We start from the raw sequence: 22226 nt of genomic DNA, 5'->3' as shown, positions 1-22226 counted from the left end.
GCGGCGACGTGACGAGGCGTACGGAGGGGTGGACGCCGGAACGGGCGGTCGCGGTTCAATCGGCGGTGCGGGTGGACCGCGTGTTGCGGATGGTGCTCGCCGCCTGGTCGTAGATCTGGGCGTACCGCTCGTACCGCTCGACGCGCCGCCGGTTGGCCCGGCGGAAGCGGCGGGCGACCAGCCGCGCCAGGTCCGCGGCGCCGACCATACCCGCCTCGGGGCCGAGCTGCGCCTTGGCGATCCTGGCCTCGGGGCGGTAGCCGCGGCCCGTGAGGTGGCGCTTGAAGGCGTCGCGGGCCGGGTTGATCAGGAGGTCGTCGGCGGCGCTGACACCGCCTCCGATCACGAAGCAGGAGGGGTCGAGCGCGGCGGCCAGATTGGCGATGCCGATACCGAGCCACTGGCCGATGTCCTGGAGGAGTTCGATGCACATCGCATCGCCCTCGCGGGCCAGTTCGGTGATGAGCGGCCCGGTGATGTCGGAGACGTTCCCCTTCACCCGGTCCAGCAGGTAGTGGGCGACCGGGGAGTCGGCGGCGGCCAGCTCCCTGGCCTCGCGGACGAGGGCGTTGCCGGAGCTGTACTGCTCCCAGCAGCCCCGGTTGCCGCAGGGGCAGCGGTGGCCCGAGGGCACGACCTGCATGTGGCCGAACTCACCGGCCACGCCGTACTTGCCCCGCTTGACCTGGCCGTCCTCCAGGATCGCGCCGCCGATGCCCGTACCGAGGGTGATCATGACGAGGTGGTCCTCGCCGCGGCCCGCGCCGAAGCGCCATTCCGCCCAGGCGGCGGTGTTGGCGTCGTTGTCGACCATGACGGGGACGACGAGGCGGGAGGCGATGGCGTCGCGCAGGGGTTCGTCGCGCCAGGCGAGGTGCGGGGCGAAGAGGACCTTGGAGCGGTCGGCGTCGACCCAGCCCGCCGCGCCGATGCCCACCGCGTGGACGTCGTGCCGGTCGGAGAGGTCCAGGACCAGCTCGACGATGGTGTCCTCGACGACCTTGGGGCTCTTGGACTTGTCGGGCGTCTCGGTGCGGACCTTCTCCAGGATGTTGCCGTCGGCGTCGACGACGCCCGCCATCACCTTCGTACCGCCGATGTCGATCCCGACCGTGGGGACGCGGGGCGCGGACAGGTGCGAGCGGCGTTCCTTGGTGCCGACCGTCCTGAGGACGGTGGCGCGGGCGGAGCCGCGGTGGGCGAAGTCGCGGTACGTGCTCATCGTCCCTGCGGGGTCTGGGGGGCCGGGCCGCTGTCGCGGCCGGCGGCGGACGGCGCCCGCCGGGCTCGATTCTGCCACTGCCCGGCCCCGGCGGGTCGACGGGCGGGGGCGGCCGCGCCGGGGCGGCCGGGGCTCAGGAAGTCTCGCCCTTCGGGCCGTGGCCGCCCGGGAGGGTGGGCGTCGGGGTGCGTTCCAGCTCGTGGCTGAGCTCCTCCAGCTCGCTGCCGCCCGCCATCTGCCGGGTCAGCTCGTCGAGCGTGATGTCGTCCTTGGTGTGGCTGCCGGACATCACGCCTCGCTTGAGGAGGACGAACCGGTCGCCGACGAGGTGGGCATGGTGCGGGTTGTGCGTGATGAGGACCACGCCGAGGCCCGCGTCGCGGGCGGCCGCCACGTACTTGAGCACCACCCCGGACTGCTTGACGCCGAGCGCGGCGGTGGGCTCGTCCAGGACGAGGACCTTGGCGCCGAAGTAGACGGCCCGGGCGATGGCCACGCACTGGCGTTCGCCACCGGACAGGGTCCCGATGGGCTGGTCGACGTCGCGCAGGTCGATGCCCATGCGGAGCAGTTCCGTACGGGTCGTCTCGCGCATCCTGCGGACGTCGAGGCGCTTGAAGGGGCCCACGCCCGTCGTGGGCTCGGAGCCGAGGAAGAAGTTCCGCCAGACCGGCATCAGCGGGACGACGGCGAGGTCCTGGTAGACCGTGGCGATGCCCCGGTCCAGGGCGTCGCGCGGGTTGGCGAGGGTGGTCTCCGCGCCCTCGATCAGGAAGCGTCCGGCGTCGTGTCCGTGGAGCCCTGCGATGATCTTGATGAGGGTGGACTTGCCGGCGCCGTTGTCGCCGAGGACGCAGGTGATCTCGCCGGCGTGGACCTCCAGCGAGACGTGTTCCAGCGCCTTGATGTTGCCGTAGAACTTGGACACGTCGTCCAGCTCGACGAGCGGTCCCGCGGTCTCTTCAGGGGTGGCCGTCATGACGTCGCCTCCGCGCGCTTGCGCACCCACGCGTTGAGCAGGGTGGCCAGGAGCAGCATCGCTCCCAGGAAGAATTTGAACCAGTCCGGGTTCCACTCGGCGTAGACGATGCCCTTGCTGGTCATGCCGAAGATGAAGGCCCCGACCGCCGAGCCGATCGCGGAGCCGTAGCCGCCGGTGATCAGGCAGCCGCCGATGACGGCGGCGATGATGTACGTCAGCTCGTTGCCGACACCCTCACCGGACTGGACGACGTCGTAGCTGAACAGCAGGTGCTGGCCGGAGACCCAGGCGGCGAAGGCGACGCCGAGGTAGAGCCCGATCTTGGTGCGGATGACCGGGACGCCGACCGCGCGGGCCGCGTCGGCCTCACCGCCGACGGCGAAGATCCAGTTGCCGAAGCGGGTGCGGAGCAGGATCCAGGTGGCGACGGCGACGAGGGCGATCCACCACAGGATGGTCACCTTGAACTCGACGCTGCCGACGGTCAGCGTGGAGGCGAACAGGGCGTGGGCCGAGTCGAAGCCCTCCATGTCGCCGATCGCCTTGGTGGAGACGGTGCCGCTGATGAGTTTGGTGAAGCCGAGGTTCAGACCGGTCAGCATCAGGAACGTGCCGAGCGTGATGATGAAGCTCGGCAGTCTGGTGCGGGTCAGCATGAACCCGTTGAACGCGCCGATGGCGAGCGTGACCAGCAGGGAGACGAGGACGCCGACCCAGACGTTGGCCGTCATCTGGTAGCTGAACATCGAGGAGATCAGCGCGGAGCTGGTCACCAGGACGCCCGCGGAGAGGTCGAACTCGCCGCCGATCATCAGCAGGGCGACGGGGGCGGCCATGATGCCGAGGACCGAGGCCGCGTACAGGACGGTGCCGAAGCTGGAGGCCTGGAGGAAGCTGTCGGCGACGATCGCGAAGAACAGGAAGACGGCGACCGCGCCGACGACGGAGCCCAGCTCGGGGCGGCCGAGCAGCTTGCGGAGCGGCGAGGTGTGCACGAGCCGCTCGTCCAGCTCCGGGGCGGCGGTGGAGCCGCTCATCGAGTGCCCCGCTTGGTGTAGTCGGCCAGGGCGTCGGCGTCGTCCTTGGTGATGACCTGCGGGCCGGTCAGGACGGGCTGGCCGCCGCCGAGCACGTTGCGGTTGTAGCGGTAGAGCCAGAGCAGGTCGACGGCCTCGTACCCCTGGAGGTAGGGCTGCTGGTCGACGGCGAAGCCGAGCTTGTCGGTCTGGAGGCCGCTGGCGACCTTGGCGTTGAGGTCGAAGGTGTCGACCTCGGCCTTGCTGCCCGCCGTCTGCTTGGCCTGGACGGCCGCGTCGGCGAAGGGGGCGCCGAGGGTGACGACCGCGTCGATGCTCTTGTCGGACTGGAGCTTGGCCTCGATGGACGCGGTGACGTCGGGCATGTTGGTGCCGTCGACGTACAGGTTCTGCATCGTGCCGTCGAAGGTCTTCTTCGCGCCGGCGCAGCGCTGCTCGTGGCCCACGTTGCCCTGCTCGTGCAGGACGCACAGGGCCTTCTTGCGGTCCCGGCTGTTCAGCTCGTCGCCGACGGCCTCACCGGCGATGGTCTCGTCCTGGCCGATGTGGGTGAGAGCCCCGAACTCCTTCGACTCCGCGGAGCCGGAGTTCACGGTGACGACCGGGATGCCCGCCTTGACGGCCTTGGCGACCACGGCCTTCATCGCGTCCGGCTTGGCCAGCGAGACGATCAGCCCGTCGACCTTCTTGTCGATCGCGGTCTGGACGAGCTGGGCCTGCTGGTTGGCCTCGTCGTTGTGCGAGTAGAGGAAGTTGATGTTGTCCTTGAGGGCCGCCTGCTCGGCACCCTTCTGGACGATGTCCCAGAAGGTGTCGCCGTCTCCCGAGTGGGTGACCATGGCGAAGGTCCAGCGCGGAGTGTTCACCGCGGCCCGCCCCTCGGCGGCCTCGGCCGCGCGTTCTTCCGCCCGCTTGCCGCCGGTGCTGCTGCAACCCGCGGCTGCCAGCATCACTGCCAGCACGGCGCCCATCGCGCGTACCCCTGTCCGAACCCTTGCCACGACACCGTGCCCTTCTTCTTCCACTGCTGCTGCTCGCTGTGCGCTTCGCTCGGCCGGGCCGGGTGTACGGTCCCGGGCCGGCTGCCAAGTATCCCCGAGCCCTGCCCGGCCCTGTTCGCGGGCCCGGCCCGCCCGGGGCCCGACGGGGTGCGCCCGACGGACACGGAGCCTGGGGCACGGGCCGCCCGAGCGCAACCCGTGTGCCCGGACCAATCCCGCCCGGCCGGTCCGGTCGGGCCCGCACCTCTCGTGAGCCCGTCCGGCACGCCTGGGCAGGCTCTTCCAGCCCGTCCGGCGATTGAGGAGGGAACAGGGGCTGGACCGGGCCCCGGGAACGGGCGCCGGGCTGGGCGGGGCCGGATCGTTTACGGGCGGACCAGGAGTTGGAATTCGAACGCGTACCGCGCCGCCCGGTAGACGTGTGACCCGAACTCCACCACCCGCCCCGTGTCGTCGTACGTCACCCGCCCCATCGTCAGCAGCGGCGCCCCCGGCTCCTCGTCCAGCACACCCGCCTCCCCCGCCGTCGCGGCGCGCGCCCCCACCGACTGGCGGGCGCTGTGCAGCGTGATGCCACCGGCGCGCATCAGCCGGTAGAGGCCGGTGGCCTCCAGCTCCTCGGTGCGCAGGGGCACCAGCCCCTGCGGCAGGTGGTTGCGCAGGAGCGCCATCGGTTCGCCGTGCGCGCTCCGCAGCCGCTCCACCAGGTGGACCTCGCTGCCCTCGGCGACCCCGAGCGCGGCGGCGACCTCGGCCGTGGCCGGTTCCGTCGTGTTGCGCAGGACCGCGGTGGCGGGGCGCTGGCCCGCCGCCTCCAGGTCGTCGTAGAGCGAGCTGAGCTCCAGCGGGCGGCGGACCTGGCTGTGCACGACCTGGGTGCCGACCCCCCTGCGGCGGACCATCAGCCCCTTGTCGACCAGCGTCTGGATGGCCTGGCGGACGGTCGGCCGGGACAGGCCGAGGCGGGCGGCGAGGTCGATCTCGTTTCCGAGCAGGGCGCCGGGGGCCAGCCGGCCCTGTTCCACGGCCGCCTCCAGCTGCTGCGCCAGCTGGAAGTAGAGCGGCACCGGGCTGGTGCGGTCCACGCTCAGCGGCAGCGGCCGGTCGGTTCCATGTGCGGTCACGGGCCGAGCGTAGTTCGCTTGTCCGGACAAAGCCATGGCACGCGGGGGCGGGACCCGGCCTCGGCGCGACCACCCTTTGTCAGGACAAACGCTTGACATGACGTCCGGGCGAACGCCACCTTGGGGCCCATGCGCATCGGACTGATCGGAACGGGACGGATCGGCACATTCCACGCGGAGGTGCTGAGCCGTCACCCCGCCGTGGACGCCCTGCTGCTGGCGGACGCGGACCCCGAGCGGGCCGCCGCCGCGGCCGGGCGGACGGGGGCCACGGCCGTCTCCGTGGACGCCTTGTTCACGGGAGCGGGCGAGGCCCAGGGGCCGCCCGACGCCGTCGTGATCTGTTCGGCGACCGCCGCCCACGCCGGGCTCATCGCGCGGGCCGCCCGCGCCGGACTGCCGGTCTTCTGCGAGAAGCCGATCGCCCTGGACCTGCCCGGCACGCTCGCCGCGCTGGCGGAGGTCGAGGAGGCGGGGAGCCTGCTCCAGCTCGGCTTCATGCGGCGCTTCGACTCCGGGTACGGCGAGGCCAGGGCCGCCGTGCGGGAGGGGAGGCTCGGCCGGCTGCACACCGTCCGGACGGTCACCTCCGATCCCACGCCGCCGCCCGCCGCCTACCTCCCGCTCTCCGGCGGGCTGTACCGCGACTGCCTGGTCCACGACTTCGACATCCTGCGCTGGGTGACGGGCCGCGAGGTGAGCGAGGTGTCCGCCACCGGCTCGGACACCGGGCCCGCGATGTTCCGGGAGGCCGGGGACGTGGACACGGCAGCCGCCCTGCTCACCCTCGACGACGGGACGCTCGCCACCGCCACCGCGACCCGGTGCAACGGCGCCGGGTACGACGTACGGATGGAGCTGGCCGGCGAACTGGACCAGCTCGCCGTCGGTCTGGACGACCGCACGCCGCTGACCTCGGCCGAGCCGGGCGGCCCCGGCGCCCCGGCGAAACCCTGGCCCGGCTTCCTGGAACGGTTCGCCCCGGCGTACGAGGCGGAGCTGGACGCGTTCCTGCGCGTGGTCCGCGGCGAGCTGGCCAATCCGTGCGACGGGCGGGAGGCCCTGCACGCCCTGCGGATCGCCGAGGCGTGCGAGGTCTCCCGCCGTGAACGCCGGGCGGTGGCGCTGACCGAGATCCCCGGCGGCTGAGCCGCCGCGCAACCGGGCGCTACCAGCCGACCGGAAGGCTCAGCGGCCCCCGCATCAGCATCCCGGCACGCCAGGTCAGCGTCGCCGGGTCGGCGGTCAGCCGCAGCTCGGGGCAGCGCTCCAGCAGCGACCGGATGGCGGTCCGGGCCTCGATGCGGGCCAGCGGCGCGCCCAGGCAGTAGTGGATACCGTGCCCGAAGGCGATGTGGCCCCGGGCGTCCCGGGTGATGTCGAAGCGGTCCCCGCCGGGGTAGCGGTCGGGGTCCCGGTTGGCGTCCGACATCGCGACCAGGACCAGCTCGCCGCCGCCGGGGATGACCGTGCCGCCCACCTCGATCGGTTCGGTGGTGAAGCGGTAGGTAGGGGTCTCCACCGGCCCCTCGAAGCGCAGGATCTCCTCGACGGCGTTGTCGATCAGGGAGAAGTCCGCGCGCAGGAGCGCCAGTTGATCGGGGTGCGCGAGGAGGTTGTGCACGCCGTTGGTGATGAGGTTGACGGTGGTCTCGTGCCCGGCGACGAGCAACAGCCATGCCATGCCGATCAGTTCCTCGCCGGACAGCCGGTCGCCGTCCTCGTCGGCGGTGTGGATCAGCGCGCTCAGCAGGTCGTCGCCGGGCCTCTCGCGCTTGTCGGCCAGCAGACCGGCGATGTACGCGGTCATGGCCTGGGTGGAGGACGCGCGCACGGACGGGTCGATGGAGGAGACAGCCTGTCCCGACCAGGTACGGAAGTCCTCACGGTCCAGGAACGGCACACCGAGCAGCTCACAGATCACCGACATGGGCAGCGGGAAGGACAGCGCCTCGACGAGATCGGCCGACCGGTCCGGAGCCGCGAGCATCGCGTCCAGCAGCTCGTCGGTCATCTCCTTTATCCGCGGTACCAGTTGCTCCACGCGGCGCGGGGTGAACTCACGGGCGACAAGCTTGCGCAGCCGGGTGTGGTCCGGGGCGTCGGAGCCGAGCATCGAGGAGCCCGCGGACACCTTGCCGACCCCGAGCGTGGGCGAGGCGCGGCTCCAGTGCTTGGAGAGCCGCTGGTCGGCGAGGAGGGCGCGGCCCGCCTCGTACCCGACGACGAGCCAGGCGTCCGCGCCCTCGGGGATCCGCACCCGGTGGACCGGACCCTTGGCGCGCAGGGCGGCGTAGGCGGGGTAGGGATCGCGGGTGAACTGCTCGCCGAGCGCGGCGAGATCGACCAGGGGCTCGGTGGTCAACACGGTTCCCTTCAAAAGGAGTTGCGGCGACACTTCACGGCCTTGCGGCGCTTGCGTTGCGGCGGCGGTGCACGGCGTTGCGGCGCTCACGGCCTTTGCGGCACGTACGGGGTTGCGGCGCCCCTCACCACCGCACCGGCAGGCTCCGGGTGCCGCGCATCAGCAGGCCCGGGAGCCAGTCCAGCTCGCCGCCGGACGGGTCGTGGGCGAGGCCGGGGCAGCGTTCCAGCAGGGCGCCGATCGCGACGCGGGCCTCCATCCGGGCGAGCGGTGCGCCCAGGCAGTAGTGCGCACCGTGGCCGAAGGCCAGGTGCCCCTGGGGCTCGCGGCGGATGTCGAAGGTGTCCGGGGCCGGGAAGCGGGTGGGGTCGCGGTCGGCGGAGGCCAGGGCGACGAGCACCGCGGCGTCGCGCGGGATCACGGTGGAACCGACGGTCACCGGCTCCCGGGCGAAGCGGAAGGTGGCGGTCTCCACGGGCCCGTCGTAGCGCAGCATCTCCTCCACCGCGCCGTCGATGAGCCCCGGTTCGGCGCGCAGCAGGGCGAGCTGGTCGGGGTGGCCGAGCAGGGCCCGGACCCCGTTGGCGATCAGGTTGACGGTGGTCTCGTGGCCCGCGACGAGCAACAGGAAGGCCATGCCGACCAGTTCGGCGGAGGAGAGGCTGTCGCCGTCCTCGTCGGTGGTCCGGATCAGGGCGCTCAGCAGGTCCTCGCCGGGCGAACGGCGTTTGTCCGCGATGAGGTCGACGAGGTAGGCGTTCATCGCGCCGACCGGGTCGGCGTCCCGCTGCTCGCGGGTGGGCGTGACGATGCCGTTCGAGAGCGCCCGGAAGGCGTCCCGGTCGATGTCCGGGACGCCGAGGAGTTCGCAGATCACGGTCATCGGCAGCGGGAAGGCGAGCGCGTCGACCAGGTCGGCGGAGCCCTGCGGCACCATCGCGTCGAGGAGCCGGTCGGTGATCTCGGTGACGCGCGGGCGCAGCGCCTCCATGCGCCGGGCGGTGAACTCGCGGACGACGAGCCGGCGCAGCCGGGTGTGGTGCGGGGCGTCCAGCTCCAGCATGTTGGCGCTCAGCTGGGCCTCGAACGCCTCCCAGCGTCCGGTGGTGCGCCACTCCTTGCCGAACCTCTGGTCGGCGAGGGCGGCGCGGCCCTCCTCGTGTCCGACGATCAGCCAGATCCGCTCCATGTCCTCGGTGCGCACGGTGTGCACCGGCCCCTCGGCGCGGAGCTTGGCGTAGTACGGGTAGGGGTCGGCGGTGAAGTCCGGCAGTTCGCGCAGGTCGAGCTCGGCCATGGTGGGCGGCCCCTCTCCCGTGGCGGCCCGCTCCGTTCCGGGCCGTTCCCCTTCACCCTAGGCGGCTCCCACCGCCGTCGTCCGTGTCGAGGAGCCCCGCATCGTGGACCAACAGTGCGATCTGGACACGGTTGTTGAGTTCGAGTTTCGCGAGAATCCGGGAGACGTGGGTCTTGACGGTGGCGACGCTGAGGTAGAGAGAGGCCGCGATCTCCGCGTTGGAGCCGCCGCGTCCGACGGCGACCGCGACCTCCTGCTCCCGCTCGGCAAGTTGGCCGAAACGCCTGCGTGCCCGGTGGGCGCGGCCGGCCCGGCCGTCGCGCCCGCCCCCGGCGGCGCGGGCCATCAACTGGCGGGTGACGGCGGGTGAGAGGACCGGGTCACCGGCCGCGACCCGGCGGACCGAGTCGACGATCCGGGCCGGCGGGGTGTCTTTCAGGACGAATCCCGCCGCCCCGGCCCGGATGGCGCGGAGCACCTGTTCATCGGCGTGGAAGGTGGTCAGCACGACGACTTCCGGGGCGTCGGGCCGGCGGCGCAGCCGCTCGGTCGCGGTGAGTCCGTCCATGACCGGCATCCGGATGTCCATCAGGACGACGTCGGGGCGCAGCCGCTCGACCAGCTCCTCGACCTCCTCGCCGTCCGCTCCCTCCCCGACGATGTCGATGCCCCGGTCGCCGCCGAGCATCAGGGTCAGTCCCGCCCGGACCAGCGGGTCGTCGTCGACGATCAGCAGGCGGACGGGCGCGGAGGAGGCCGGGGGTGTCGGGGACGCGGGGGCGTTCATGACGGCCACCGTAGCCAGCCGGTGCGCGGCGCCCGTACGGCGGGCGTCGCTCGTCCCCGTACGCCGGCGCTCACGCGGCGGGCCACGGCAGTCGGGCCCGGACCGCGAAGCCGCCGTCCTTCGTCGGGCCGTGCTCCAGCTCTCCTCCGGCGAGGGTGGCGCGTTCGGTGAGGCCGATGAGCCCCTGGCCGGAGCCGGGGACCCGTTCGATGGGTTCGGTGGGGGCCGGGTTCACCACCTCGACGGTGAGGCCGTCGCCGGGGCCGCCGGTCACGGTGAGGGAGACCTCCGTGCCGGGCGCGTGTTTACGGGCGTTGGTCAGGGCCTCCTGCGCGATGCGGTAGACGGTGCGGCCGGTGGCGGCGGGGGCGCCCCGGGGTTCGGTGACCCGGTTGTCGACGGCGACCTTCATACCCGCGAGCCGGGATTCGGCGACGAGGGCGTCCAGGGTGGCGAGGGTGGGCTGGGGCCGGTGGGCCTCGTCGGTGTCGCCGGGTCCGCGCAGGACGCCGATGATCTCGCGGAGGTCCTGGAGGGCCTCGTGGGCGCTGTCCCGGATGACGCCGGCCGCCCGGCCGACCACGGCGGCGGGGGCGTCGGGCCGGAATTCGAGGGCCCCGGCGTGCACGCTGAGCAGGGTCAGCCGGTGGGCCAGGACGTCGTGCATCTCGCGGGCGATGGCCTCCCGGGCGAGGCGCTGGGCCTGTTCGGCGCGCAGCTCCGCCTCGGCCTCGGCGCGGCGGGCCCGTTCGCGGAGGCTGACGACGAGCTGGCGCCGGGACCGTACGGCCATGCCCCAGCTGATCACCAGGAGGATCAGCAGGACGCCGAAGACGACCGAGGCGAGGAAGGACGTCGTCGGGTCGGGGCGCAGGAACGGTTGCAGCGGCACCAGGACCAGTGCGAGCGCCCCCACGATCGCGACCGGCTTGAACGGGCGGTGGACGGCCAGACTGAAGAGGGCGACCAGCAGGGCCCCGGCTGCCACGGGCTCGACGACGGACACGAGAGTCAGGGCGACGGCGAGTCCGAGGGGCCAGCGCCGCCGGAGCCAGAGGGCGCAGCAGGCCACCGCGCCGACGATCGAGTCCACGAAGACGACGGCGTCGGCCGTGGTGTCATCGGCCTCGATCGTACCGAGGGCCAGCATGCCGATGCCCGCGGCGATGAGGAAGGCCGTGATGTCGACGGCCCAGTCCCGCACGGTCCGCCGCGTCCGGACCCGGTCGTCCGGCAGCTCGGGGTCGGCCATCGCCGACGGAAGCAGCCAGCGGTACTCGGTGCGCGTCATGTCGACAAAGTTACGCAGCCTGACGGCTCGAAAGGGCTCCGAGCGGCGCGGGAGCTACCAAAGTCGCACCCCGCGCTACTTTCGGCGCGGCGGACGGGACCGGCGGCCGATGCGGCGGGCGCGGGGCGGGCGGGAGGCTCGGCCCATGAAGAAAATCGTCGAGACGATCGGGTTCCTCGTCTTCGTCCAGGGCGTGGGCGGGCTGCTGTACGAATGGACGGGCTGGTTCCGGCTCTGGACGCTCGTGCGCCACGTCGACTTTCTCGGCGACCGCCTGCTGTTCGTCAGCATCGTGCTGATCGTGGCGGGGGCGGCCGTGATGATCGCGGCGGATTCGATCAAGACCTGACCAGGGCGGCGCGCCGCCCCCACGCGGTGCCCGCCAGGACGAGGACGGCCCCGGCCACCCCCGGGGCGCCGAGCTGTTCTCCGCCGAGGCTCATGCCGACGGCGGCGGCCCACAGCGGTTCCGTACCGAGCAGCAGACCGACCCGGGACGGCGAGGTGCGGCGTACGGACCACATCTGCACGAAGAACGCGAACAGCGTGCAGAACACCGAGAGGAAGACGAGGCCCGCCCACTCCCGGGCACCGAAGCCCACGACCGTGCTCCACGGTGAGGCTCCGGTGCCGGGGAGTGCCGCGAGGACGGCGAAGACGGCGACCGCGCTGCCGAGCTGGACGGTGGTCAGGGAGAGCGAGTCGGCGTCCTGTAGCGCCCTGATCCGGGCCATGGCCAGGACGTGGAGCGTACGGGCGAGCGCGGCGAAGAGCATCAGGAGGTCGCCGGCCGAGGGGCTGGTGAACCCGCCGCCCTGGGTCAGCAGGACCACTCCGGCGACGGAGAGCCCGGCCGCGGCGACGCATCCGGGTGACGGGCGGACGCGGGTCACGGCGGCCTCGGCCAGCGGTGTGAAGATCATGGTCAGGCTGATGATCAGCCCGGCGTTGGTGGCGGAGGTGCGCACCACCCCGTACGTCTCCAGCAGGAAGATCCCGCTCAGCACCAGACCCAGCACTCCGGCGCCCCGCCACTGCGCACCGGTCAGCGCCCGCAGCTTGCGCCGTCCGACCGCAACGAGCACCGGCAGCACGATCGCGAGGCGCAGGACGAGGACGGCGACGACGGTGTGCGTGGTGGTGATGCCCTTGGCGGCGAGATAGCTCGCGCCCCAGACCGCGGCGACCGCCAGCACGGGCAGGTCGGCGACCCAGGCGCGGCGCGGGGAGAGGCTCCCGGCGGGCACGGCGGCAGCGGACACCTGGTCTTCCCGGATTCTCCACGGAACGTGATGTGGAGACCTCACCGGCTCGCACGCGGAGTGATCACGCTACCCGCCGGGTTCCCGGGAAAGGAACACCTGTCTCAACGGTCGGATCGTTCCCGGGCATCTCCCGCCGCTCCCTAGACTGACGCATCGGTAACGCTGAGGCACGGAGTGGTCACATGGTGTCGGTAAGAGCGGACGGGCGGGTCGAGCGGGGGAACCAGACCCGGCAGTTGGTCCTGGGACGGGCGGTGCAGATCGCCTCGGTCGAAGGTCTTGAGGGCTTGTCGCTGGGACGGTTGGCCACCGAGCTGGGGCTGAGCAAGAGCGGGGTGTTCGCGCTGTTCGGCTCGAAGGAGGGGCTCCAGCTGGCCACCGTGCGGGGAGCGGTGGCCGTCTACGTCGACCATGTGCTGCGCCCCACCCGGTCGGTGCCGCCGGGGCTCGGGCGGGTCTGGCGGATGTGCGAGGCGTGGATCGCGTACTCCCGCGACCGGGTGTTCCGGGGCGGCTGCTTCTTCTACGCCGCCACGGCCGAGTTCGACGCCCGCAGGGGCCGGGTGCACGACGCCCTGGCGTCCGCGCAGACGGGCTGGGTCACCTTCGTGGAGGAGACGATCGAGGAGGCCAGGGCCGCCGGGGAGCTGGCCGGGGAGACCGACGTGTGCCAGCTGGCATTCGAGGTGATCGCGCTGCTGGAGCTGGCCAACGCCGAGTCGGTGCTCCAGAACAACAGCCTCGGCTACGACAAGGCGGCCCGCGCCATCCTGGCACGCCTGCGAGCGGCGGCGACGGACCCCGCGCTGCTGCCGTTACGGTGACCGGCCCGGGGCTGCCGTAGGTGTCCGATACCCGCCGGTGTGCGGGCCCCGGCACGCGTTTGCTGGGGGAGGCCGTCGGAGCGACGGCATCCCCGTCAGCGAGGAACAGCCATGTCCAGCAAGGCTTCCAGCACCCGTTCCGCACTCCTGTCCGGCACCGCCCCCGCAGCCGTCCCCGCCGGTCTTCCGCACCGGGCCGCCCTGGTCACCGGGGGCAGCCGGGGCATCGGCGCCGCGATCGCGCTGCGGCTCGCCCAGGACGGCGCGGACGTCGCCGTCACCTATGTACAGGACGAGGAGGCGGCCCGTGCGGTCGTCGCGAAGATCGAGGGCTTCGGCCGCCGGGGCGTCGCCCTGCATTGCGACGCGGCGGACGCCGACGCGGCCGCCGACGCCGTGCACCGGGCGGCGGACGCGCTCGGCCGACTGGACGTCCTGGTCAACAACGCGGGCATCGGCATCCTCGGCCCGATCTCCACGCTCGCCGGACCGGACGTGGACCGGACGCTGACGGTGAACGTCCGAGCGGCCTTCCTCGCCTGCCGGGCGGCGGCGGAGCGGCTGGCCGACGGTGGCCGCGTCATCTCCGTGGGTTCCGCCCTGAGCCGGTACGCGGGCGGGCCCGGCTCCACCCTCTACGGGCTCAGCAAGTCCGCGCTGACGGGGCTGACCAAGCCGCTCGCCAGGGAGCTGGGGCCGCGCGGCATCACCGTGAACGTGATCCAGCCGGGGGCCGTGGACACCGACCTCAACCCGGCCGACGGGCCGTTGGCCGAGGGCCAGCGCGCGGCGAACGCGCTGGGCCGCTTCGGCACGACGGAGGAGATCGCCTCGCTCGTCGCCTACCTCGTGAGCGCCGAGGCGGGCTTCATCACGGGCACCGAGCTCGTCGTGGACGGCGGCCACGCGGCCTGAACACCGCCACCACACGGGCGCACGCCGGGGCATCCTGCCGGCTCCCCCCTGTTCTGCCGCCCGGGTGTACGCCGGGGCGCGCTCCCCCGGCTGCCCCGTTCCGGCCGGGCCCCTACGCTGGCCGGGACGGGGCAGCGACGGGAAGGACAGGACCAGTACATGTCCGGCACACCGGTTCACACGCTCAATGACGGCACACGGCTCCCCGCGGTGGGGCTCGGCACCTACCCGCTGGACGACGCGGCGGCCGAGGAGGCCGTCGCCGGGGCCCTGGAGCTGGGCTACCGGCTGGTCGACACGGCCCTCAACTACGGCAACGAGACCGGCACCGGCCGGGGCATCACCCGCAGCGGCGTCCCCCGCGAGGAGGTCGTCGTCACCACGAAGGTGCCCGGCCGGCATCAGGGGTACGAGGAGACGCTCGCCTCGTTCGAGGAGTCGCGGGCCCGCCTGGGCGTCGAGTACGTCGACCTGTATCTGATCCACTGGCCGCTCCCCCGCGTCGACAAGTACGTGGACACCTGGAAGGCGATGATCCGGCTCCGCCAGGACGGTCTCGTCCGCTCCATCGGCGTCTCCAACTTCACCGCGGCGCATCTGGAACGGCTGGAGCGGGAGACGGGGGTGCTGCCCTCGGTGAACCAGATCGAGATGCATCCCCTGCTTCCGCAGGAGGAGCTGCGGGCCGTGCACGCCGCGAAGGGCATCGTGACCGAGAGCTGGAGCCCGCTGGCCCGGGGCCGGGAGGTGCTGGAGGACCCCTCGATCGTGGCGATCGCGGACGACCACGGGGTGACGCCCGGCCAGGTGGTGCTGCGCTGGCACACCCAGCTGGGCGCGGTGCCCGTCCCGAAGTCCGCGGACCCGGGACGGCAGGGCGAGAACCTCGATCTGTTCGGGTTCGAGCTGACGGCGCAGGAGTTGACGACGATCGCGTCCGGACGGCAGCGGCGGTTCGGCGGCGACCCGGAGTCCCACGAGGAGTTCTGAGCGCCTACGGCTCCCGGTCCCGGCTCGACGGGCCGGGCGCACCGCGATCCCCCTGCGATCGCGGTGCGCCCGGCCGTGTCCGCTGTCCGGGGTCAGCCGCCGAGCTCCCGGTGACGGGCCGCCAGGGCGGCCGCGCCCTCGTCGGTGAGCGATCCGTACAGCCGGAGCCGGGAGATGCCGCCGTCCGGGAAGATGTCGATCCGTACGCGCGTGGCCCGGACGGTCCCGTCGAGCACGAAGCGGTGGTCGGTGTCGGGCTGGAGGCGGGTCCGGGGCAGGATCTCCGTCCAGTCGCCGTCCTCCCCGTCCCGTACCGAAAGGCTCGCCCAGCCCGCCGAGTTGCCCTTGAGGTAGGCGGTGTCGATCTCGACGGCCCGGATCCCGGACTGGGCGGCGAGGCGGTAGCTGATCCAGTCGTTGCCCTGGTCACGGCGGCGGCGGGTCTCCCAGCCGTCGTCCATCTTGCGGGAGCGGCCGGGCTGGATGGTGTTGGTGGCCGGGGAGTAGAAGCGGTCGGAGGCGTCCTCGACCTGGCCGCCGTTCTCCAGGGCCGCGAGGTCGAACGTACCGAGGGCGGCGAGCCACGCGGGGTCCGGGGCGACCTCCCCGTACACACGCAGCCGGGCGATCCCGCCGTCCGGGTGCTGGTTGACCCGCAGATGGGTGAAGCGCTGCTCGGCGTCGACGGCGAACCCGTTGGCCGCGTGGCCGCCGACCGCCGTACGGGGGACGAGCGTCGTCCACTTCACGTCGGGGGCGAGGAGGTCCTCGGGGGACGGGGAGCCGGGCAGGGAGACGGCCTCGACGGAGACCGCCTGCGGGTAGTTGCCGCGGAAGTGGGCGGTGTCCAGGACGATGCCCCGGATGACGCCGGGCGCGCCGAGCCGGACGAGGGCCCAGTCGTGGTCGTCGGCGGTGGGGTGGGGTTCGGCGGCGCTGACGCCTCGGCGGCGGCGGGTCTCCCAGCCGTCCATGATCTTGCCCTTGTGACCGAAGTGCTCCGGGTCGAAGGCGGCGGGCTCGGGCTTGAGGAGGTTCTCGCGCTCGGCGAAGAACTCGTCGTTGGCAGCGATGACTCCCGCGCCGAGGCGGCGGTCGGCGAGGTCGACGAGATGGGTGAAGGGGAAGTCGGCCGTGCGGTGGTCGGCGTACGGGTCGCCGCCCGCGTAGGGGCCGGCGTCGCCGGTGAAGCGGGGTATCGAGGCGTCCGTCATGGTCAGGGGGTCCTTTCGGGCACGGTCGGGGGTCGCGTTCGCGGAGGGGGCCGGAGGGCCGGTTCAGCGGTCCCGGTCGTGGGGAGGCCGGTGGGGCCGGTTCAGCGGTCCCGTTCCAGGAGGCGGCCAGTGGGCTCGGCGAGGACGCCGTCGGAGGCGATGCGGACGCCGCGCAGCCAACTGGAGCGGACCACGCCGTGGAGGGTCTTCCCGGCGTAGGCGGTGACCTGGTTGCGGTGGAAGAGCTCGGCGGGGTCGACGGTGAAGGTCGCCTCGGGGGCGAGGACCGCGAAGTCGGCGTCGCGGCCGGGCTCGATGGCGCCCTTGCGGGTCAGCCCGGCGAGTTCGGCGGGGGCGGCGGACATCCAGCGGGCGACGTCGTCGAGGGAGTGGCCGCGCCTGCGGGCCTCGGTCCAGATGGCGGGCAGGCCGAGCTGGAGGGAGGAGATGCCGCCCCAGGCGGAGGCGAAGTCCGGGGTCTTGAGGTCCGTGGTGCACGGGGAGTGGTCGCTGACGATGCAGTCGATGGTGCCGTTCGCGAGCCCGGCCCACAGGGTGTCCTGGTTGGCTGCCTCGCGGATCGGCGGGCAGCACTTGAACTCGGTGGCCCCGTCCGGGACTTCCTCGGCGGTGAGGGTGAGGAAGTGCGGGCAGGACTCGACGGTGACGCGGACGCCCTCGCGCTTGGCGGCGGCGATCAGCGGCAGCGCGTCACCGGAGGAGAGGTGCAGGACGTGGACGCGGGCGTTCAGCCGCTTGGCGTGGGCGATGAGCCCTTCGATGGCGGTGTTCTCGGCGTCGCGCGGGCGGGAGGCCAGGAAGTCGGCGTAGGCGGGGCCGGGGCGCTGCGGGGCGTCGGCCAGGTGGTGCGGGTCCTCGGCGTGGACGATGAGCAGTCCGCCGAATCCCGCGATCTCCGCCATGGAGCGGGCCAGCTGCTCCTGGTCCAGTTCCGGGAACTCCTCCACCCCGGAGGGCGACAGGAAGCACTTGAAGCCGAAGACCCCGGCCTCGTACAGCGGGCGCAGGTCCTTGACGTTGGACGGGATCGCACCGCCCCAGAAGCCGGTGTCGACGTGCGCCTTGGGGGCGGCGACCTGCTGCTTGGTCCGCAGGTGGGCGACGGTGGTGGTGGGCGGGAGGGAATTGAGCGGCATGTCCAGGAGCGTGGTGATGCCGCCGGCGGCGGCCGCGCGGGTGGCGGTCCAGAAGCCTTCCCACTCGGTGCGGCCGGGGTCGTTCACATGGACGTGGGTGTCGACCAGGCCGGGCAGCAGGACGTCGTCACCGAAGTCCTCCAGGCGGGTGCCCGCGGGCACGTCGGCGTCGTACGGCAGGACCGCGTCGATCGTCCCGCCCGCGACGGCGACCGCCGCCGGGCGGGTGCCCTCGGGGGTGACGACGCGCGTCGAGCGCAGTACCAGGTTCACGTCCAAACCGGACACCTGTGCTCCTTCACTCCAGGATGGTCACAACAGGAATTCAACGAACTGTTGAAGCTCTGATGGAGTCTTCACTCGGGAAACGCCCTCGTCAAGACCCACCTTCGGGCACGGGGGCCCGACGGGCAGCCCTGCCGCCGCGACTGGATGTTTCCACAAAGTAAAAGTCATATTTCGAACTGCGGAACGTAGCATGGACCAGGAGAGGCGCCGCCGAGCCGTCCGAACCGACCGGCGGCACCCGGACAAAACAGGCCCTGACCGGCACGGACGCCGACCGGGGAGCTGTGGGCCGCATCGGAACCGCCCGGTAGGCTGCTGCCTTGCCTTCCGCTTCGAAAGGACCGTTGACGTGCCGCCGTCCCACGCCAGCACAGCCGACTCCAAGCCCTCCGGTACCAGCGGTGGGGTGCAGTCCCTTGAGCGCGCCTTCGATCTGCTGGAGCGGATGGCCGACGCCGGGGGCGAGGTCGGGCTGAGCGAGCTGTCCGCGAGCAGCGGCCTGCCCCTGCCGACCATCCACCGGCTGATGCGGACCCTGGTCGTCTGCGGATACGTACGCCAGCAGCCCAACCGCCGTTACGCGCTGGGCCCCCGGCTGATCCGGCTCGGCGAGTCCGCCTCCCGGCTGCTCGGCACCTGGGCCCGCCCCTACCTCAGCCGGCTGGTCGAGGAGACGGGCGAGACGGCGAACATGGCGCTGCTGGACGGGGACGAGATCGTGTACGTCGCCCAGGTGCCGTCCAAACACTCCATGCGGATGTTCACCGAGGTCGGCCGGCGCGTCCTGCCCCACTCCACCGGCGTGGGCAAGGCGCTTCTCGCGCACACCCCCGCCGACGAGGTCCGCGCGCTCCTGTCCCGTACGGGCATGCCCGCCGCCACCGAGAAGACGATCACCACGCCGGAGGGCTTCCTCGACGCCCTGGAACAGGTGCGCCGCGCCGGATACGCGGTGGACGACAACGAGCAGGAGATCGGGGTGCGGTGCCTCGCGGTCTCCGTGCCGAACTCCCCCACCTCGGCGGCGATCTCCATCTCCGGCCCGGCGGGGCGGGTGACGGAGGCGGCCACGGAGCGGATCGTGCCGATCCTCCAGCAGGTCGCGGGCGAGCTTTCGGAGGCGCTGGCGAGCAGTGGGACGAACGGGGGCTGAACAGCGGACTTCGAGGGCAGTTCCGTCGCCCCCCGGCGCCTTGCGCCGGGGAGCCAGGGCCTTAGGCCCTCCCCACCTTCTTCCGGGGACGGCGGGGCCGCGCCCCGCTCTCGCGCACTGCGGCCGGACCCGTCAGCCGGCCGTCCTCACTCCGTGGCCCCCGCGGCGGCGACGGCCCGCAGGCTCATCCGCCGCTGACGGCACACACCCGGCGGGTCACCCGGCCGGACGGTCCGCGGGGCGTTCACCCGCGCGGGGGCTCGCCGAAGAGGTCGACCGCGTTGCGGACCTCGCGCAGGGCCGCCGCCACCGCGCTCACCGAGCCGATCGCCCCCGCGATCAGCAGCAGGGAACGGCGCATACGGGGGATCTCCGGGACACCGCTGACGGCCATGGCGTCCAGGGCCGCCAGCTCGTCCTCGGCGATCGGCCGGTCGGGGAAGTCGATCCGGAGACCGGCCAGCTCCCGGCGCAGCCGCGAGACGGCCATCCGCAGCTCGGCCACCCTCGGGTCCTCACCGCTGCCGGTCAGCCGCTTCTGTCCCGCGCTTCGCAACACAGCACTCCCCCTCGCACGTTCCTGTGCCGGTATCTCCCCCGAATCCGGGGTGGTGGCCAAGTCCCCGGGTTCGCCCGCAAGTTAACGCCATAACAGGCAGTGCGCGCCAGCCCACGGAAAGAAATCGGGGTTACCCCTGAGGGTGACATGCGTGTCGCGTGTGCGAAGGACTCAGTGGTATCCAGACCTCATGGTTGAGGACATGGCGACGGACACGCCGCGCAGGGCGGAGAACCCCAAGGTCGCGGGGGTGCTGCTGGCCGCCGGAGGGGGCCGTCGGCTCGGCGGCCGCCCGAAGGCGCTGCTGGAGCACCGGGGCCGCCCGCTGATCGAGCACGCGGTGCGCTCCCTCCGCAACGGCGGCTGCGGCCCGCTCCACGTGGTGCTGGGCGCGGCGGCGGAGGAGGTGCGCGCCCGGGCGGATCTCACGGGCTGCGCGGTGAGCGTGAACCCGGGCTGGGAGGAGGGGATGGGCTCCTCGCTCCGGCTGGGGCTGGCGGCCCTGGCGGCGACGGACGCGGATGCGGCGCTCGTCCTCCTGGTCGATCAGCCGGGGATCGGTGCGGAGGCGGTGGCGCGGGTGCGGCTGGCGTACCGCTCGCGGGCGAGCCTGGCGGCGGCCTCGTACGGCGGGGAGCGGAGCCATCCGGTGCTGTTCGGGTCGGACCGGTGGACGGACATCGCGGCGGCGGCCGTCGGGGACCGGGGGGCGCGGACCTATCTGAGGGAGCACCGCGATGCGATCACGCTCGTGGAGTGTTCGGATGTGGCCGAGGCGTACGACATCGACACCTCGCGGGACCTCAAGCACCTGGAGTGACCGGAGCCCACTGCCCTCGGCGTGGCGGACCCGCCGCCCGACCGCCCACCGTGCGTGGCCGCGCTGGCACGCTGCGCCGCCGTGGGCCCGTTTCTGTCGACCCGGAGAATCTCGACATCAACAAACCATTGAACTTCCACCATGAGGAAACTACTATCCACTGGTCAGAAGCCCTCTGAACCTCAGACGGCACCCACGGCCGTATCTCGGAGCCATGGCACGCCGTGCCGTCTCAGGCGACCCGGCGGCCGTCGAGACGCCGCCGCCCGCTGAAGGAGTGACAGCTCATGTCCGCACCAGCGCCGTCCACGCTGGCCATCGTCGATGCCGAGCCCCTGCCCCGGCAGGACGAGGTCCTGACCGATGCGGCCCTCGCGTTCGTGGCCGAGCTGCACCGGCAGTTCACCCCGCGCCGCAATGAGCTGCTCTCCCGGCGCGGTGAGCGCCGCGCCGAGATCGCCCGCACGTCCACGCTGGACTTCCTGCCCGAGACGGCAGCCATCCGCGCGGACGACTCCTGGAAGGTCGCGCCCGCCCCGGCGGCTCTGAACGACCGCCGGGTGGAGATCACCGGTCCGACCGACCGCAAGATGACCATCAACGCCCTGAACTCGGGCGCGAAGGTCTGGCTCGCCGACTTCGAGGACGCGTCCGCCCCCACCTGGGAGAACGTCGTCCTCGGCCAGCTCAACCTCACCGACGCCTACGAGCGCCGCATCGACTTCACCGACCCGAAGTCCGGCAAGTCGTACGCGCTGAAGTCCGCCGACGAGCTGGCCACGGTCGTCATGCGGCCGCGCGGCTGGCACCTGGAGGAGCGCCACCTCCAGCTGGACGGCGTCTCCGTGCCCGGCGCGCTGGTCGACTTCGGCCTCTACTTCTTCCACAACGCGCAGCGCCTGATCGAGCTCGGCAAGGGCCCGTACTTCTACCTGCCGAAGACGGAGTCGCACCTGGAGGCCCGCCTCTGGAACGACATCTTCGTCTTCGCCCAGGACTACGTCGGCATCCCGCAGGGCACGGTCCGCGCGACCGTCCTGATCGAGACGATCACCGCCGCGTACGAGATGGAGGAGATCCTCTACGAGCTGCGCGACCACGCCGCCGGACTGAACGCGGGCCGCTGGGACTACCTCTTCTCCATCGTCAAGAACTTCCGTGACGGCGGCGCCAAGTTCGTCCTGCCGGACCGCAACGCGGTCACGATGACGGCCCCGTTCATGCGGGCGTACACCGAACTCCTGGTCCGCACCTGCCACAAGCGCGGCGCGCACGCGATCGGCGGCATGGCGGCCTTCATTCCCTCGCGCCGCGACGCCGAGGTCAACAAGGTGGCCTTCGAGAAGGTCAAGGCCGACAAGGACCGCGAGGCCAACGACGGCTTCGACGGCTCCTGGGTCGCCCACCCGGACCTGGTCCCGATCGCCCTGGCCTCCTTCGACGCGGTCCTCGGCGAGAAGCCCAACCAGAAGGACCGGCTGCGCGAGGACGTCTCGGTGGCCCCGGGCGATCTGATCGCCATCGACTCGCTCGACGCGAGCCCCACGTACGACGGCCTGCGCAACGCCGTCGCGGTCGGCATCCGCTACATCGAGGCCTGGCTGCGCGGCCTGGGCGCGGTCGCCATCTTCAACCTGATGGAGGACGCGGCCACCGCCGAGATCTCCCGCTCCCAGATCTGGCAGTGGATCAACGCGGACGTGGTCTTCGAGAACGGCGAGCACGCCACCGCGGAGCTGGCCCGCAAGGTCGCCGCCGAGGAACTGGCGGCGATCCGCGAGGAGATCGGCGAGGAGACCTTCGCCGCCGGCAAGTGGCAGCAGGCCCACGACCTCCTGCTCCAGGTCTCCCTGGACCAGGACTACGCGGACTTCCTGACCCTGCCCGCGTACGAGCAGCTGCGCTGACCCGAACCGCGTGAACGAAGCACGGCCC

Annotated in this window: 21 protein-coding genes; 8 read left to right on the top strand and 13 right to left on the bottom strand. The window is 72.4% G+C overall.

The genetic code is table 11. The features are described 5' to 3' along the window. Positions 1-55 precede the first annotated feature (55 nt). The 5 genes from RNL97_RS27275 to RNL97_RS27255 form a co-directional block, all read right to left on the bottom strand. Positions 56-1222 carry an ROK family glucokinase gene (locus tag RNL97_RS27275; protein ID WP_030585360.1) on the bottom strand — a complete coding sequence of 389 codons (1167 nt, stop codon included), beginning with the start codon at positions 1220-1222 and terminating at the stop codon, positions 56-58. 133 nt (positions 1223-1355) lie between these two features. Then, entirely contained in the window at positions 1356-2201 is an 846-nt protein-coding gene (locus RNL97_RS27270) for an ATP-binding cassette domain-containing protein (protein WP_030585356.1), read from the bottom strand. Then, positions 2198-3241 carry an ABC transporter permease gene (locus tag RNL97_RS27265; protein ID WP_030585353.1) on the bottom strand — a complete coding sequence of 348 codons (1044 nt, stop codon included), beginning with the start codon at positions 3239-3241 and terminating at the stop codon, positions 2198-2200. The genes RNL97_RS27270 and RNL97_RS27265 overlap by 4 nt, the downstream gene beginning before the upstream one ends. Continuing rightward, positions 3238-4242, bottom strand: a complete 1005-nt coding sequence (locus RNL97_RS27260; protein ID WP_441350722.1) for a sugar ABC transporter substrate-binding protein — start codon at positions 4240-4242, stop codon at positions 3238-3240. The genes RNL97_RS27265 and RNL97_RS27260 overlap by 4 nt, the downstream gene beginning before the upstream one ends. Before the next feature lie 365 nt (positions 4243-4607). After that, the gene (locus RNL97_RS27255; protein WP_030585348.1) at positions 4608-5366 is read right to left on the bottom strand and encodes a GntR family transcriptional regulator; all 759 of its coding nucleotides are present in this window, start codon (positions 5364-5366) and stop codon (positions 4608-4610) included. Between the two features lie 129 nt (positions 5367-5495). Here RNL97_RS27255 and RNL97_RS27250 point away from each other — a divergent pair, with 129 nt between their 5' ends. Continuing rightward, positions 5496-6515, top strand: coding sequence for a Gfo/Idh/MocA family protein (locus RNL97_RS27250; RefSeq protein ID WP_030585346.1), 1020 nt, complete (start codon positions 5496-5498; stop codon positions 6513-6515). A gap of 19 nt (positions 6516-6534) precedes the next feature. Here RNL97_RS27250 and RNL97_RS27245 read toward each other — a convergent pair whose 3' ends face one another. From RNL97_RS27245 to RNL97_RS27230, 4 genes are all read right to left on the bottom strand, one after another. Then, positions 6535-7731, bottom strand: a complete 1197-nt coding sequence (locus RNL97_RS27245) for a cytochrome P450 family protein (protein WP_030585343.1) — start codon at positions 7729-7731, stop codon at positions 6535-6537. A 124-nt stretch (positions 7732-7855) separates the two neighbouring features. Continuing rightward, positions 7856-9028, bottom strand: coding sequence for a cytochrome P450 family protein (locus RNL97_RS27240; protein ID WP_030585340.1), 1173 nt, complete (start codon positions 9026-9028; stop codon positions 7856-7858). A gap of 52 nt (positions 9029-9080) precedes the next feature. Then, positions 9081-9815, bottom strand: coding sequence for a response regulator transcription factor (locus RNL97_RS27235; RefSeq protein WP_313751310.1), 735 nt, complete (start codon positions 9813-9815; stop codon positions 9081-9083). Positions 9816-9885: 70 nt separating this feature from the next. Then, complete coding sequence (locus RNL97_RS27230) at positions 9886-11106, bottom strand: sensor histidine kinase (protein ID WP_313751309.1); 1221 nt, start codon at positions 11104-11106, stop codon at positions 9886-9888. A 145-nt stretch (positions 11107-11251) separates the two neighbouring features. Here RNL97_RS27230 and RNL97_RS27225 point away from each other — a divergent pair, with 145 nt between their 5' ends. Next, positions 11252-11455: a hypothetical protein gene (locus RNL97_RS27225; RefSeq protein WP_030585333.1), complete on the top strand. Its 204-nt coding sequence runs from the start codon at positions 11252-11254 to the stop codon at positions 11453-11455. On the opposite strand, the gene RNL97_RS27220 is transcribed toward RNL97_RS27225, so the two are convergent. Then, the gene (locus RNL97_RS27220; protein ID WP_030585331.1) at positions 11445-12368 is read right to left on the bottom strand and encodes a DMT family transporter; all 924 of its coding nucleotides are present in this window, start codon (positions 12366-12368) and stop codon (positions 11445-11447) included. The two genes, RNL97_RS27225 and RNL97_RS27220, sit on opposite strands and share 11 nt — an antisense overlap. A 185-nt stretch (positions 12369-12553) precedes the next feature. Here RNL97_RS27220 and RNL97_RS27215 point away from each other — a divergent pair, with 185 nt between their 5' ends. The 3 genes from RNL97_RS27215 to RNL97_RS27205 all read left to right on the top strand — a co-directional run bounded on the left by RNL97_RS27215 (position 12554) and on the right by RNL97_RS27205 (position 15100). Continuing rightward, positions 12554-13195: a TetR/AcrR family transcriptional regulator gene (locus RNL97_RS27215; protein ID WP_030585328.1), complete on the top strand. Its 642-nt coding sequence runs from the start codon at positions 12554-12556 to the stop codon at positions 13193-13195. A 111-nt stretch (positions 13196-13306) separates the two neighbouring features. Next, positions 13307-14110: an SDR family NAD(P)-dependent oxidoreductase gene (locus tag RNL97_RS27210; RefSeq protein ID WP_030585325.1), complete on the top strand. Its 804-nt coding sequence runs from the start codon at positions 13307-13309 to the stop codon at positions 14108-14110. 159 nt (positions 14111-14269) lie between these two features. After that, on the top strand, positions 14270-15100 hold the full coding sequence (locus RNL97_RS27205) for an aldo/keto reductase (protein ID WP_030585322.1): 831 nt from the start codon (positions 14270-14272) through the stop codon (positions 15098-15100). Positions 15101-15192: 92 nt separating this feature from the next. Here the strand turns inward: RNL97_RS27205 and alc are convergent, their stop codons facing one another. Both alc and allB read right to left on the bottom strand, forming a co-directional pair. Continuing rightward, positions 15193-16314 (bottom strand): allantoicase, encoded by a 1122-nt coding sequence (alc, locus tag RNL97_RS27200; RefSeq protein ID WP_313751308.1) that lies wholly within the window; start codon positions 16312-16314, stop codon positions 15193-15195. 101 nt (positions 16315-16415) lie between these two features. Further along, positions 16416-17759, bottom strand: coding sequence for an allantoinase AllB (allB, locus tag RNL97_RS27195; protein ID WP_313751307.1), 1344 nt, complete (start codon positions 17757-17759; stop codon positions 16416-16418). 349 nt (positions 17760-18108) lie between these two features. On the opposite strand from allB, the gene RNL97_RS27190 reads away from it, so the two are divergent. Beyond that, positions 18109-18912, top strand: a complete 804-nt coding sequence (locus tag RNL97_RS27190) for an IclR family transcriptional regulator (RefSeq protein WP_030585313.1) — start codon at positions 18109-18111, stop codon at positions 18910-18912. Between the two features lie 244 nt (positions 18913-19156). On the opposite strand, the gene RNL97_RS27185 is transcribed toward RNL97_RS27190, so the two are convergent. Next, a complete protein-coding gene (locus tag RNL97_RS27185; protein ID WP_030585310.1) occupies positions 19157-19471 on the bottom strand; it encodes a DUF5955 family protein in 315 nt (104 codons plus the stop codon). A gap of 202 nt (positions 19472-19673) precedes the next feature. On the opposite strand from RNL97_RS27185, the gene RNL97_RS27180 reads away from it, so the two are divergent. Beyond that, positions 19674-20291 carry a nucleotidyltransferase family protein gene (locus RNL97_RS27180; protein ID WP_030585307.1) on the top strand — a complete coding sequence of 206 codons (618 nt, stop codon included), beginning with the start codon at positions 19674-19676 and terminating at the stop codon, positions 20289-20291. A 287-nt stretch (positions 20292-20578) separates the two neighbouring features. Continuing rightward, complete coding sequence (gene aceB / locus RNL97_RS27175; protein ID WP_030585304.1) at positions 20579-22198, top strand: malate synthase A; 1620 nt, start codon at positions 20579-20581, stop codon at positions 22196-22198. Positions 22199-22226: the final 28 nt, after the last annotated feature.

The sequence above is a fragment of the Streptomyces parvus genome, assembly GCF_032121415.1.
GTDB classification, from domain to species: domain Bacteria; phylum Actinomycetota; class Actinomycetes; order Streptomycetales; family Streptomycetaceae; genus Streptomyces; species Streptomyces globisporus_A.
This window is presented reverse-complemented; position numbering and strand designations above follow the sequence as displayed.

Excerpts from the sequence above, each read along its gene's own strand:
- RNL97_RS27235 (WP_313751310.1), bottom strand. The coding sequence starts at position 9,815 with ATGAACGCCCCCGCGTCCCCGACACCCCCGGCCTCCTCCGCGCCCGTC.
- RNL97_RS27180 (WP_030585307.1), top strand. The coding sequence starts at position 19,674 with ATGGCGACGGACACGCCGCGCAGGGCGGAGAACCCCAAGGTCGCGGGG.
- RNL97_RS27230 (WP_313751309.1), bottom strand. The coding sequence starts at position 11,106 with ATGACGCGCACCGAGTACCGCTGGCTGCTTCCGTCGGCGATGGCCGAC.
- RNL97_RS27210 (WP_030585325.1), top strand. The coding sequence starts at position 13,307 with ATGTCCAGCAAGGCTTCCAGCACCCGTTCCGCACTCCTGTCCGGCACC.
- alc (WP_313751308.1), bottom strand. The coding sequence starts at position 16,314 with ATGACGGACGCCTCGATACCCCGCTTCACCGGCGACGCCGGCCCCTAC.
- RNL97_RS27265 (WP_030585353.1), bottom strand. The coding sequence starts at position 3,241 with ATGAGCGGCTCCACCGCCGCCCCGGAGCTGGACGAGCGGCTCGTGCAC.
- RNL97_RS27225 (WP_030585333.1), top strand. The coding sequence starts at position 11,252 with ATGAAGAAAATCGTCGAGACGATCGGGTTCCTCGTCTTCGTCCAGGGC.
- RNL97_RS27205 (WP_030585322.1), top strand. The coding sequence starts at position 14,270 with ATGTCCGGCACACCGGTTCACACGCTCAATGACGGCACACGGCTCCCC.
- aceB (WP_030585304.1), top strand. The coding sequence starts at position 20,579 with ATGTCCGCACCAGCGCCGTCCACGCTGGCCATCGTCGATGCCGAGCCC.
- RNL97_RS27270 (WP_030585356.1), bottom strand. The coding sequence starts at position 2,201 with ATGACGGCCACCCCTGAAGAGACCGCGGGACCGCTCGTCGAGCTGGAC.
- RNL97_RS27240 (WP_030585340.1), bottom strand. The coding sequence starts at position 9,028 with ATGGCCGAGCTCGACCTGCGCGAACTGCCGGACTTCACCGCCGACCCC.
- RNL97_RS27250 (WP_030585346.1), top strand. The coding sequence starts at position 5,496 with ATGCGCATCGGACTGATCGGAACGGGACGGATCGGCACATTCCACGCG.
- RNL97_RS27275 (WP_030585360.1), bottom strand. The coding sequence starts at position 1,222 with ATGAGCACGTACCGCGACTTCGCCCACCGCGGCTCCGCCCGCGCCACC.
- RNL97_RS27215 (WP_030585328.1), top strand. The coding sequence starts at position 12,554 with ATGGTGTCGGTAAGAGCGGACGGGCGGGTCGAGCGGGGGAACCAGACC.